The sequence below is a fragment of the Streptomyces sp. NPDC031100 genome, assembly GCF_055570785.1.
The window spans coordinates 24303-36736 of sequence record NZ_JBVIGN010000021.1 but is presented as its reverse complement, the minus strand read 5'-3'; the positions used below and the strand labels follow the sequence as shown (position 1 = coordinate 36736).

Here is a 12434-nt window from a genome sequence, read left to right as displayed (position 1 = left end):
CGCTGCATAGAGAACCCCGACGAAAACCGCTGCGTCAATGGCCGTTTACCTTCGGAATCCGCACTTCCGGCGAGCGTTACGCAGCATCAGTTTCGCAGGCCGTGGCGCCCTGTAGATGCATCCATCAAGCCTCAGCGGGATCTGACCTTGCTTTCCAAGGTCATCTGCCATTAACCCCTTCGCCACCCGTTTCCTCCCGCCTGAACGGGAATCGCAGCTGAGGCGTCGAAAAAAAGTCAGGTCGTCCGGTATCCGGACGTGAAAACCGGTCGCATACATGTCAGTGCGCCCCGATAGAGTCACCGCTCACAAACGGCACACAGCTCTTGGGTGGGGACATGAAGATGCGGCACACGGCCGCCTGGGTGGGGTTCACGGCGGCGGCACTGGTGGCGGCTTCCGGGTGCGGCACGGAGGGCGCGAGGACGGCGGTCAAGGCGGCGGACAGCGCCGACAAGATCATGGCAGCGCTGGCACGGGCGACGGACCGCACGGAGGCACTCGGGTCCGCCGAGATGCGGAGCACGGTCGCGATCGGCACCAACAGACCGATCGCGATGGAGGGCACGTACTCCTGGGGCGACGGGTACGCGTTCGACGTCGAGATGGACACCAGGGCCGTGAACATGCAGTCCCTGCAGCACTCCCCCAAGATCCACTGCCTGTTCGTCGACGGCGCCTACTACTACAACGTCGACGCGCCGGCCTCCGGCCCGTTCAAGGGCAAGGAATGGATCAAGGTCGACAGCTCGGCCGTCCTCGGGGAGAAGGGCGCGCAGTCCCTCACGGGGAGCAACGGCAGCCCTTCGGCGTCCATGAAGGGCCTGAAGTACGCGAACGACGTCGACAACCTCGGCGCACAGACCGTGGACGGACGGCGTACGACCCACTACCGCGCCACGGTCGACCAGGCACACCTGGGCAAGTTCAAGGACGCCTACGGCAAGGGCAGCCCGATGGGCACGGCGCTCGGCGTCACCTCGATCACCATGGACGTCTGGGTCGGCTCCGACGACCTTCCGGTGCGGCTGAAGCAGCGGATGGGCACCATGACGGTGACCATGGACTTCGAGAAGTTCGGCAAGACGGCCACGGTGAAGGCCCCGCCCGCCGCGCAGACCGCCGACCTCACCGACGTGATGAAGAAGCAGCAGAAGCAGGGCTGAACACACCGGTGCCCCGCCCTCTCCCACGCGGAGGACGGGGCACCGTACGGCGTCAGTGGTTGCGCGGGAACCCGAGGTCCACGCCTGCCGGAGCCTCGGACGGGTCCGGCCAGCGGGTCGTGACGACCTTGCCGCGGGTGTAGAAGTGCGTGCCGTCGTTGCCGTAGATGTGGTGGTCGCCGAAGAGCGAGTCCTTCCAGCCGCCGAAGGAGTGGTAGCCCACCGGCACCGGGATCGGGACGTTCACGCCGACCATGCCGGCCTCGATCTCCAGCTGGAAGCGGCGGGCGGCGCCGCCGTCCCGGGTGAAGATCGCGGTGCCGTTGCCGAACGGCGAGGCGTTGATGAGGGCCACGCCCTCCTCGTAGGTGTCGACGCGCAGCACGCACAGCACCGGGCCGAAGATCTCGTCCTGGTAGGCCTTCGCGCTGGTCGGCACCTTGTCGAGCAGCGAGATGCCGATCCAGTGGCCGTCCTCGTAGCCCTCGACCGTGTAGCCGGTGCCGTCGAGCACGACCTCGGCGCCCTCGGCCGCCGCACCCTCGACGTAGGAGGCCACCTTGTCGCGGTGGACCTTGGTGATGAGCGGGCCCATCTCGGAGGTCGGGTCGTTGCCGGGGCCGATCTTGATCTTCTCGGCGCGCTCGCGGATCTTGTCGACCAGCTGGTCGCCGATGGAGCCGACCGCGACGACCGCGGAAATGGCCATGCAGCGCTCGCCCGCGGAGCCGTAGGCCGCGCTCACCGCCGCGTCCGCCGCCGCGTCCAGGTCGGCGTCCGGCAGGACCAGCATGTGGTTCTTGGCGCCGCCCAGGGCCTGGACGCGCTTGCCGTTCGCGGAGGCCGTGGTGTGGATGTAGCGGGCGATCGGGGTCGAGCCGACGAAGGAGACGGCCTTGACGTCCGGGTGCTCCAGGAGACGGTCGACGGCCACCTTGTCGCCGTGGACGACGTTGAAGACGCCGTCGGGCAGACCGGCCTCGGAGAGCAGCTCGGCGATCTTGATGGAGGCCGACGGGTCCTTCTCGGACGGCTTCAGGATGAAGGTGTTGCCGGTCGCGATGGCGATCGGGAACATCCACATCGGGACCATCGCCGGGAAGTTGAACGGGGTGATGCCCGCGACGACACCGAGCGGCTGGCGGATCGCGGCCACGTCGACGCGGCTCGCGACCTGCGTGGACAGCTCGCCCTTGAGCTGGACGTTGATGCCGCAGGCCAGGTCGACGATCTCCAGGCCGCGCGCGACCTCGCCGAGCGCGTCGGAGTGGACCTTGCCGTGCTCGGCGGTGATCAGCTCCGCGATGGCGTCCCGGTTGGCGTCCAGCAGCGCCCGGAACTTGAAGAGGATCGAGGTGCGCTGGGCCAGCGAGGACTGGCCCCAGGTCAGAAAGGCGTCCTTGGCCGCCGCGACGGCCGCGTCCACCTCCTCGACCGACGCGAACGCGACCTTGGTGGTGACCGCGCCGGTCGCCGGGTCCGTGACCGGCCCGTACGTACCCGACGCGCCTTCGACGGTCTTGCCGCCGATCCAGTGGTTGACGATCTTCGTCATGCCCAGAAACTCCTTTTACAGATGGCGGCGTCGGGTCGAGACGTGCCGTTCGTACAGCTCACGTGCCTTGACCGCGGACGATCGGGTCGCGGTCTCGGCCACAGGAACATCCCACCAGGCCTGCGCCGGAGGCGCGCCCGACACAGTGTCGGACGTTTCGGTCTCCACGTAGACACATGTGGCAGTGTCGGCGGCCCGCGCCTCGGCGAGCGCCGCGCGCAGGTCGCGTACGGTCTTCGCGCGCAGCACCCGCATGCCGAGGCTGGCCGCGTTGGCGGCGAGGTCGACGGGCAGCGGGGCACCCGTGAAGGTGCCGTCGTCCGAGGTGAAGCGGTAGGCGGTGCCGAACCGCTCGCCGCCCACGGACTCCGACAGACCGCCGATCGAGGCGTACCCGTGGTTCTGCACGAGCAGCATCTTGATCGCGATGCCCTCCTGCACGGCGGTCACGATCTCCGTCGGCATCATCAGGTACGTGCCGTCGCCGACCAGCGCCCACACGGGCCGGTCGGGGGCCGCCATCTTCACACCGATCGCGGCCGGGATCTCGTAGCCCATGCAGGAGTAGCCGTACTCCAGGTGGTACTGGTCGTACGACCGCGCCCGCCAGAGCTTGTGCAGGTCGCCGGGGAGCGATCCGGCCGCGTTGATGATGATGTCGGACTCGTCCACCAGGGCGTCCAGGGCGCCGATGACCTGGGGCTGGGTCGGCCTGATGTCCGGTTCGTCCGCCTCGAAGCAGGCGTCGACGCGCTGCTCCCAGCGCTCCTTGTCCTCGGTGTACTCGGTGACGTAGGAGTCGGCGACCCGGTGCGCGTGCATCACGAGTGCCTCGGTCAGCTCGCCCAGGCCGCTGCGGGCGTCCGCGACCAGCGGCAGCCCGGCCAGCTTGTGGCCGTCGAAGGGCGCGATGTTGAGGTTGAGGAAACGCACGTCCGGGTGGGCGAAGAGGGTGCCGGAGGCCGTGGTGAAGTCGGTGTAGCGGGTACCCACGCCGATCACCAGGTCCGCGGTGCGGGCCAGCTCGGCGGCGGTCGCGGTGCCGGTGTGGCCGACACCGCCGACGTCCTGCGGGTGGTCATGGCGCAGGGAGCCCTTGCCGGCCTGGGTGGAGGCGACCGGTATGCCGGTGGCCTCCGCGAACTCGGCGAGGGCCTCCTCGGCCCGGCTGTGGTGGACCCCACCGCCCGCGATGACGAGGGGCCTGCGCGCCTGACGGATCACCCGCACCGCCTCGGCCAGCTCGGTCGGGTCGGCGCCGGGACGTCGTACGGTCCACACGCGCTCGGCGAAGAACTCCTCCGGCCAGTCGTACGCCTCGGCCTGCACGTCCTGCGGCAGCGCGAGGGTGACCGCGCCGGTCTCCACGGGGTCGGTCAGGACCCGCATGGCCTGCAGGGCGCTCGGGATCAGGGCCTCGGGCCGGGTGATCCGGTCGAAGTAGCGCGACACCGGGCGCAGGGTGTCGTTGACCGACACGTCGCCCGCGTACGGCACCTCCAGCTGCTGCAGGACCGGGTCGGCGGGGCGGGTGGCGAAGACGTCGCCGGGCAGCAGCAGGACCGGGAGGTGGTTGATGGTGGCCAGCGCGGCGCCGGTGACCAGGTTGGTCGCGCCCGGGCCGATGGAGGTCGTCACCGCGTGCGTGGACAGGCGGTTCGACTGGCGGGCGTAGCCGACCGCCGCGTGCACCATGGACTGCTCGTTGCGGCCCTGGTGGTACGGCATCACGTCCTGGTACTCGATCAGCGCCTGGCCGATGCCGGCCACGTTGCCGTGCCCGAAGATGCCCCAGGTGGCGCCGATCAGGCGCCGCCGCTCGCCGTCGCGCTCGGTGTACTGGGCGGCGAGGAAGCGTACGAGCGCCTGAGCGACCGTGAGCCGCGTCGTCGAGGTGGTCATCGGTACCCCCCTGTGTTTTCTACGTGGTCCGGGTGGAAGCAGATCCGCCACTCCCGCGTCGCGCCGGGCCCGGCCATGACGTTCAGGTAGTACATGGCGTGGCCCGGCTGGGCGATCGACGGGCCGTGCCAGCCGTCGGGGACGAGGACGGCGTCGCCGGAGCGGACCTCGGCGAGGACGTCGGATCCGCCCTCGCGCGAGGGGAACACGCGCTGATAGCCGATTCCGTTCGGGCCGTCGATCTCGAAGTAGTAGATCTCCTCCAGCTCGGACTCCTCGCCCGGCCGGTGCTCGTCGTGCTTGTGCGGCGGGTACGAGGACCAGTTGCCGCCGGGGGTGAGCACCTCGACGGCGATCAGCTTGTCGCAGTCGAAGGAGTCGGCCGAGGCGAAGTTGCGCACCCAGCGGGCGCAGGTGCCGCTGCCGCGTTCCTCGACGGGGACCTCCGGCGCGGGGCCGTAGCGGGCGGGGAGTCGTCGCTCGCACTTCGCTCCTGCCAGGGCGAAGCGGCCTCCCGCGCCGGAGGCGATCAGGACCTGGGCGTCCCGGGGCACGTACGCGAAGTCGGAGACGTCCGCGAACACACTGTCCCGGCCCAGGAGTTGGAACTCATTTCCCTCAATTTGTACGGTACATCCGCCTTGCAGCGGAAGCACGATCCATTCACTGTCCCCGGTGGTGAACGTATGCGTACCGCCGGGCGTCAACTCGACGACGCGCAGGCTGCAATGTGCCCAGCCGGCCCGCTTGGGGTCGATGTCGACGGCGTACTGGGCGTTCGCGGTGGCACCCCGGGGCAGGTGCAGGTCGGTGCTGGTCATGCGGCCCTCACAGCAGTCCTACGGCGGTGTCCACGGCGGCGGCCACATCGCCGTCCGCCGGGTACAGCAGCGAGCGGCCGACCACCAGGCCGCGCACGGTGGGGAGTTGGAGCGCGCCGCGCCACTTCTCGTACGCGGCGACCTGTTCCTCGGGCGAGTCGCCGATGTCGCCGCCGAGCAGCACGGCCGGCAGGGTCGAGGTCTCCATGACCCGGGCCATGTCGTCGGGGTTCTCGGTGACCGGCACCTTCAGCCAGGTGTAGGCCGAGGAGCCGCCGAGGCCCGAGGCGATGGCGATGGACTTGGTGACCGCCTCCGCGCTCAGGTCGTTGCGCAGCCGTCCGTCGGGGCCGCGCCGGCTGATGAACGGCTCCACGAAGACCGGCAGCCGGTACGCGGCCATCGCGTCGACGGCGCGGGCGGTGGACTCCAGCGTGGTCAGGGAGCCCGGGTCGTCGTAGTCGATGCGCAGCAGCAGCTTGCCGGCGTCGAAGCCGAGGCGGTGCAGGTCCTCGGGGCGGTGGCCGGTGAAGCGGTCGTCCAGCTCGAAGCTGGCGCCCTGCAGGCCGCCGCGGTTCATGGAGCCCATGACGACCTTGTGGTCGAGGGCGCCGAGCAGGAGCAGGTCGTCCAGGATGTCGGCGGTGGCGAGGACGCCGTCGACGCCGGGCCGGGACAGCGCGAGGCACAGGCGTTCCAGCAGGTCGGCGCGGTTGGCCATGGCGAGCTTGCGGTCGCCGACGCCGAGGGCGCCGCGGGCCGGGTGGTCGGCGGCGACGATCATCAGCCGGCCGCCCTCGTTCAGCAGCGGGCGCCGACCCCGCCGGGCCGCGGCCTCGGCGATGGCCTCGGGGTGATGGGTGCGGGTGTGGACGAGCGCGGCGACGTCCACGCGGGACTGCCGGGCGCCGTCCCCGCCCTCGTGATGGGTGCCTGCCACCCTGCCCGCCCTCACAGCACCGCTCCGGCCTTCAGTGCGGCGGCCACCTCGTCCGGGGTGGGCATCGCGGAGGAGCACTCCAGGCGGGAGGCGACGATGGCGCCGGCCGCGTTGGCGTGTCGCATGACCGTCTCCAGGTCCCAGCCCGCCAGCAGGCCGTGGCAGAGGGAGCCGCCGAAGGCGTCCCCGGCGCCGAGTCCGTTGAGGACGTTCACCGGGAGCGGCGGGACCTCGGCGGACTCGCCCGCGCTGTGCACGGCGAGGACGCCCTTGGGCCCCTGCTTGACCACGGCGAGCTCCACCCCGGCGTCCAGCAGGGCGCGGGCCGCCGCGTGGGGTTCGCGCACCCCGGTGGCGACCTCCACCTCGTCCAGGTTGCCGACGGCCACCGTGGTGTGGCGCAGGGCCTCCGCGTAGAAGGGGCGGGCGCTGTCCGGGTCCTTCCAGAACATGGGCCGCCAGTCGAGGTCGAAGACCGTCGTACCCGACTTCGCCCGGTGGGCGAGGGCCGCGAGGGTCGCCGTACGGCTGGGCTCCTCGCTCAGGCCGGTGCCGGTGACCCAGAAGATGCCCGCCTCGCGGATGGCGTCCAGGTCCAGGTCGTGGGCGTCGATCTCCAGGTCCGGCGCCTTGGGCTGCCGGTAGAAGTAGAGCGGGAAGTCGTCCGGCGGGAAGACCTCGCAGAAGGTGACCGGGGTCGGCAGTCCGGCCACCGGGGTGACCCAGCGGTCGTCGACTCCGAAGCCGCGCAGGGCCTCGTGCAGATAGGCGCCGAACGGGTCGTCTCCGGTGCGGGTGATCACGGCGGTCCGCCGGCCGAGCCGGGCCGCGGCCACCGCCACGTTCGTCGCCGACCCGCCGAGGAACTTGCCGAAGGACGACACCTGGGCGAGCGGGACGCCGGTCTGCAGCGGGTAGAGGTCCACTCCGATCCGCCCCATGGTGATCAGGTCGTACGCCATCGGCTTCCCTTCTGCGCTGTCCGGTTCGCCTCCACGGCGCCCCTCACGCGGCTCTCCCCGGTTTTCTAGTGCCCCGCACGAGCCCTGTCAATGTTTTGTCCGGACATTCGGACGATTCCCTGAGATCACTTCCCCCCTCCGTGCCGGAGTCGGTTTTCAGCCGGACGGGCGGGGCGCCCGTGGTGCCGATAGGCCGCGGATAGCGGCCCCGTAGCGGCTTCGGTTCGGGCCGATAGAGGGGCACGGGAGATTGGTTCTCGCCAAGAACACACCACGGAAACGGTGAGGACTCTGATGACGATCGAAACCCAACTCCGGCCGGCCGCGAGGGAGGTGACGTCCCCGGATGCCGCCGTGCTCAGCACGGTCGTCAAGCGCTTCACCAATGCCAAGGGTGAGGAGTTCACCGCCGTGAACGGGCTGGATCTGCGCATCCGGCGCGGCGAGATCGTGGCGTTCCTCGGGCCGAACGGCGCCGGCAAGACGACCACCATCGACATGCTGCTCGGACTGACCCGGCCCGACTCCGGACACGTGGAACTCTTCGGCCAGACCCCGCAGCAGGCGGTGCGCACCGGCCGGGTCGCCGCGGTCCTGCAGTCCGGGGGGCTCCTGCCCGACCTGACCGTCGAGGCGACGGTGCGCATGCTCGGCTCGCTGCACCCCGCCGCCGACGTCGAGCAGGTCATCGCCCGGGCCGGGCTGACCGCGCTGCGCGACCGGCGGGTCGCCGAGTGCTCCGGCGGTGAGCAGCAGCGGCTGCGGTTCGCCGTGGCGCTGCTGTCGAACCCCGACTTCCTGGTGCTGGACGAGCCGACCGCGGGCATGGACGTGGTCGCCCGCCGGGAGTTCTGGGCCACCGTCCGCGAGGATGCCGAGCGCGGCATGACGGTCATGTTCGCCACCCACTACATGGAGGAGGCCGACCAGTTCGCCGACCGTGTCGTGATGATCGACCGGGGCCGCCTCGTCGCCGACGGCTCCGCCTCCTCGATCCGCGCGGCCACCAGCGGACGTACCGTCTCGGCCCTGATCAGCCCGCGTGACGCGCAGGCGGTGGCGGCCTCCCACACCGTCCGCTCCTGTGTGCCCCGGGGCGATAGGCACTACTTCGACACCACCGACTCCGACGCCCTGCTGCGGCTGCTGGTCACCCAGACGTCGGCCACCGAGATCGAGGTCGCCCCGCGCAGCCTCGAAGAAGCCTTCATGGCCATCACCAACCAGGGCCGCAGCGCCCAGGAGGGCTCCCGATGACCACCCTGACCGCGGCGGCCGCGCCCGCCCGCACCCGCACCTCGGCCTTCGGCGGCGTCAACCCCACCTTCATCCGCTACGAGCTGCGCCGGCGGTTCAACCGCCAGACCACCATCTTCACGCTCCTGCTCCCGGCCGTCCTCTACCTCGCCCTGTACCGCACCGCCCCCTCCCACGGGACGCTGCCGCACGGGAACTTCGCCGCCTGGATGATGATCGGCCTCGCGGTGTACGGCGCCGCCATGGCCGCGACCAGCGCCTCCGCCACCATCTCCGTCGAGCGGTCGGCCGGCTGGATGCGCACGATCGCGCTGAGCCCGCTGGCCCCGCCCGGATACCTGTTCGTCAAGGTGCTGTGCTCGGTCGTGATGGCCGCCGTGCCCGTGGCCATCGTCGGGGTCCTCGGTGCCGTCACCGGGGCGCACGCCGACTCCGCGGTGTGGGTGACGTCCCTGCTCGTCGCCTGGATCGGCGCCGCGGTGTTCGCCGCGCTCGGCATCTTCCTGGGGCTCGCCCTGAAGCCCGAGGTCGTGATGCACATGCCGGGTCTGACGATGACCGCGCTGGCCTTCCTCGGCAACCTGTTCATCCCGCTCAGCGGCACCATGCTGGAGATCTCCCGGTACACGCCGATGTACGGCGTGTCGACGCTGGCCCGCTACTCCCTCACCGAGGGCTACACCTTCAGCGGTGAGCACTCCAGCCTGAGCGGCGCGGTGATCAACATCGTCGCCTGGTTCGCCGCCTTCTCCTTCATGGCGATCCGCCGCTTCGCCAAGAGCACGGGCCGCAACTAGAGCCCTGCCTGCCGGGCGCCCGCAGCAGGGTCGGCCGCCACCGACCCTGCCCAGCGCCCCCGCCCGGCCGAACCGCCGTAGCGCCTCTGCATCCGCCCGGCCGAACCGCCGTAGTGCACCGGCCGCATCGCACCCGTCCGCCCGGCCGGCCCGGATTCGAGCCCGCCGCCCGCACCACTCGTACCGACCGCCTCCCGGCGACCTGATCGCACCGACAGGACCCGCGCCGCGCGATGGGTACGCACCACGAAAGGGGGATAGAACACATGTTCGCAATCATCGCGCCGGGCCAGGGGTCCCAGACCCCCGGCATGCTGGCCGGCTGGCTGCGCGACCCGGTGCACGCCGAGCGCGTACGGGCCTGGTCCGAGGCCGCCGACGTGGACCTGGTCCACCTGGGCACCCGGGCCTCGGCCGCGGAGATCGCCCGCACCGAGAACACCCAGCCCCTGCTGGTCGCCCAGGGACTGCTGGCCCACACCGAACTGGCCCCGCCGGCCGCCGAGCAGAACGCGATCGTGGCCGGCCACTCCGTCGGCGAGCTGACCGCGACCGCGTACGCCGGCGTCCTCGCGCCCGCCGATGCCGTACGGCTCGCCGCGGTCCGCGGCCGGGCCATGGCCGCCGCCTGTGCCGAGGCACCCACCTCGATGGCGGCCGTGGTCGGCGGCGAGGAGGCGGCGGTGCTCGCCCGCCTCGCCGAACTCGGCCTGACCGCGGCCACGTTCAACGGCCCCGGCCAGATCGTCGCCGCCGGACTCGCCGAAGACCTCGCACGGCTGGCCGCCGCTCCGCCGCCCGCGGCGACCGTCAAACCGCTGCAGGTCGCCGGAGCCTTCCACACCCCGTACATGGAGTCGGCGCGGCATACGTTCGCCGCCGCGGCCGCCGCCGTCCCCTTCCGGCAGCCCCGCGGGCTGCTGCTCTCCAACGCCGACGGCGAAGTGCTCACCGCGCCCGAGGCGATCCGCGACCGCCTCGTCGAGCAGCTGGTACGGCCGGTGCGCTGGGACCTGTGCCTGCTGAGCCTGGCCCGGCTGGCACCCGGCCTGACGGTGTCCCTGCCGCCCGCCAAGACCCTCACCAACATCCTCAAGCGCCGGCACCCCGAACTCGCCGTCCTCCCGGTCAACTCGGCCCGGGACATCGGCAAGGTGCACGCCCGGCTCGCCCCGGCCGCCCCGGACCGGAAGGGGGAAACCGCCCATGCCGGTGTCTGACCTCTTCGCCCGCAGCCGCACCGACCGCGGCGACCACCCGGCCGTCATCGACTCCGAAGGCCCCCTCAGCTACGCCGAACTCGGCGCGGCCGTGGACCGGGCCGCCGGCTGGCTGCGCGGCCAGGGCGTCGGGGCCGGAGAGCGGGTCGTCCACGCCGGCGGCAACGACCGCTCCTTCCTCGCCCTCTTCTACGCCACCCTGCGCATCGGCGCCGTCTTCGTCCCCGTCCACCCGGGCCTGACGGACATGCAGCTCGGGCACATCATCGACGACTGCTCCGCCGCCCTGGCGATCTGCTCCCCGGGAGCGGGCGCGCGGGCCCGGCGCACCGCCGAGCCGGCCCGGGCCTGGCAGGAGATCCGGCAGTCCCCCGCCGACGACTTCGCGGCCGACGTCCCCGACGACGCCGTCGCGATGCTGATCTACACCTCCGGCACCACCGGCCGCCCCAAGGGCGTGGTCTGCCCGCACCGGCAGATGCTCGCCGCCGTCGACGCCGTCAACGCCCGCCTCGGCTACCGCGCCGACGACGTGGTGCTGTGCCGGCTGCCCCTCTCCTTCGACTACGGCCTCTACCAGGCACTGTTCTGCGCCCTGACCGGCGGCACGCTCGTGCTCGCCGAACGCGCCGGGGACCGCGGCCTGTTGAAGGTCATCGAGCAGTACGGCGTGACCGTGGTGCCGCTCGTGCCCTCCCTCGCCCAGATCCTCACCATGCTGCAGAGCAAGCTGCGCCGCCCCACCAAGGTCCGTCTGTTCACCAACACCGGCGCCCGCCCGGGCCGGGCCGTCATGGCGGAACTGCTGGAGGCCTTCCCCGGGTCGGTCTTCGCCTCGATGTACGGCATGACCGAGTGCAAGCGCATCTCCATCCTGGACCCGGCCGAGTACGCCGCCCACCCGGACTCGGTGGGCCCGCCCATCCCCGGCGACCACGTCCGGATCACCGACGACGACGGGCGCACCCTCGAGCCCGGCCACGTGGGCGAGATCGTCGTCCGGGGCGCCACCGTGATGGCCGGCTACTGGGGCATCCCGCTGGAGCAGCAGCAGCGCTACGTCCGGCGCGCCGACGGCTCGCTCGAACTGCGCACCGGCGACCAGGGCTACCTGGACGAGGACGGCCGGCTCTACTTCGTCGGCCGCAACGACGACATGATCAAGCGGCGCGGCATCCGGCTCGGCCTGACCGAGATCGAGGACGCCGCCGAGCGGATCCCCGGGGTGACCGCGGCGGTGGCGCTGCGGCCCGAGCCCGAGGACGGCCCGCTGCACCTGGCGGTGCAGAGCACGCTCACCGCCGAGGAGATCCGCGCCCAGCTGACGCTGCGGCTCGACCGGGCCCGGCGGCCCGACCTGATCACCCTCGTCGACACGGTGCCCCTGACCGCGAACGGCAAGCCGGACCGCGCGGCCGCGGCCCGCCTGGTCGCAGCGCAGGCCCGCGCCCAGGACGCCACCACCCCACCGCCTTCCGCACCGACGACCCCGACGACCCCGACGCCATCGACGACCCCGACGAGGACCAGCCATGAACCAGTCGCAGTCTGACCAGCCGACCCAGTCGCAGTTCGACCAGCTCGTCGAGCGGATCTGCGCCGTCACGGTCACCGACCCGGAGACCCCGCTCGTCGACCTCGGCGTGGACTCGCTCCACACCATCGCCCTGGTGATGGCGGTCGAGGAGCAGTACGGGATCGAGATCGACCCCGAGGTCATCGGGGACCCCGCGCTCACCTCCTCCGCCGGGCTGTTCCGCTCCGTGCACGACCAGCTGGCCGCCGCCCTGCCGGCCAGAGCCGGGAGCTGACCG

General features: G+C 71.6%; 11 protein-coding genes. 6 read left to right on the top strand and 5 right to left on the bottom strand.

Annotated features, from left to right (window positions below; genetic code table 11):
* Window positions 1–338 precede the first annotated feature (338 nt).
* Window positions 339–1166: an SCO4651 family lipoprotein gene (locus ACZ5DS_RS39750; RefSeq protein WP_468248651.1), complete on the top strand. Its 828-nt coding sequence runs from the start codon at window positions 339–341 to the stop codon at window positions 1164–1166.
* A gap of 52 nt (window positions 1167–1218) precedes the next feature.
* Here the strand turns inward: ACZ5DS_RS39750 and mmsA are convergent, their stop codons facing one another.
* The 5 genes from mmsA to iolC are packed head-to-tail and all read right to left on the bottom strand — an operon-like array spanning window position 1219 to window position 7346.
* A complete protein-coding gene (gene mmsA, locus ACZ5DS_RS39745; RefSeq protein ID WP_468248648.1) occupies window positions 1219–2721 on the bottom strand; it encodes a CoA-acylating methylmalonate-semialdehyde dehydrogenase in 1503 nt (500 codons plus the stop codon).
* 15 nt (window positions 2722–2736) lie between these two features.
* Complete coding sequence (gene iolD, locus ACZ5DS_RS39740; protein ID WP_468248646.1) at window positions 2737–4623, bottom strand: 3D-(3,5/4)-trihydroxycyclohexane-1,2-dione acylhydrolase (decyclizing); 1887 nt, start codon at window positions 4621–4623, stop codon at window positions 2737–2739.
* Complete coding sequence (gene iolB / locus ACZ5DS_RS39735; protein ID WP_468248644.1) at window positions 4620–5444, bottom strand: 5-deoxy-glucuronate isomerase; 825 nt, start codon at window positions 5442–5444, stop codon at window positions 4620–4622. The genes iolD and iolB overlap by 4 nt, the downstream gene beginning before the upstream one ends.
* Window positions 5445–5451: 7 nt before the next feature.
* Complete coding sequence (locus tag ACZ5DS_RS39730; RefSeq protein ID WP_468248851.1) at window positions 5452–6336, bottom strand: Cgl0159 family (beta/alpha)8-fold protein; 885 nt, start codon at window positions 6334–6336, stop codon at window positions 5452–5454.
* A 59-nt stretch (window positions 6337–6395) separates the two neighbouring features.
* A complete protein-coding gene (gene iolC, locus ACZ5DS_RS39725; RefSeq protein ID WP_468248641.1) occupies window positions 6396–7346 on the bottom strand; it encodes a 5-dehydro-2-deoxygluconokinase in 951 nt (316 codons plus the stop codon).
* Between the two features lie 294 nt (window positions 7347–7640).
* Here iolC and ACZ5DS_RS39720 point away from each other — a divergent pair, with 294 nt between their 5' ends.
* From ACZ5DS_RS39720 to ACZ5DS_RS39700, 5 genes are all read left to right on the top strand, one after another.
* Complete coding sequence (locus ACZ5DS_RS39720) at window positions 7641–8603, top strand: ABC transporter ATP-binding protein (protein ID WP_468248639.1); 963 nt, start codon at window positions 7641–7643, stop codon at window positions 8601–8603.
* Window positions 8600–9400 (top strand): ABC transporter permease, encoded by an 801-nt coding sequence (locus tag ACZ5DS_RS39715; RefSeq protein ID WP_468248637.1) that lies wholly within the window; start codon window positions 8600–8602, stop codon window positions 9398–9400. Before ACZ5DS_RS39720 ends, ACZ5DS_RS39715 begins: the two co-directional genes overlap by 4 nt.
* 266 nt (window positions 9401–9666) lie before the next feature.
* Window positions 9667–10620 (top strand): ACP S-malonyltransferase, encoded by a 954-nt coding sequence (locus ACZ5DS_RS39710; protein ID WP_468248635.1) that lies wholly within the window; start codon window positions 9667–9669, stop codon window positions 10618–10620.
* Entirely contained in the window at window positions 10607–12172 is a 1566-nt protein-coding gene (locus tag ACZ5DS_RS39705; RefSeq protein ID WP_468248634.1) for a class I adenylate-forming enzyme family protein, read from the top strand. The genes ACZ5DS_RS39710 and ACZ5DS_RS39705 overlap by 14 nt, the downstream gene beginning before the upstream one ends.
* Window positions 12153–12431 (top strand): acyl carrier protein, encoded by a 279-nt coding sequence (locus tag ACZ5DS_RS39700; protein WP_468248632.1) that lies wholly within the window; start codon window positions 12153–12155, stop codon window positions 12429–12431. The genes ACZ5DS_RS39705 and ACZ5DS_RS39700 overlap by 20 nt, the downstream gene beginning before the upstream one ends.
* Window positions 12432–12434: the final 3 nt, after the last annotated feature.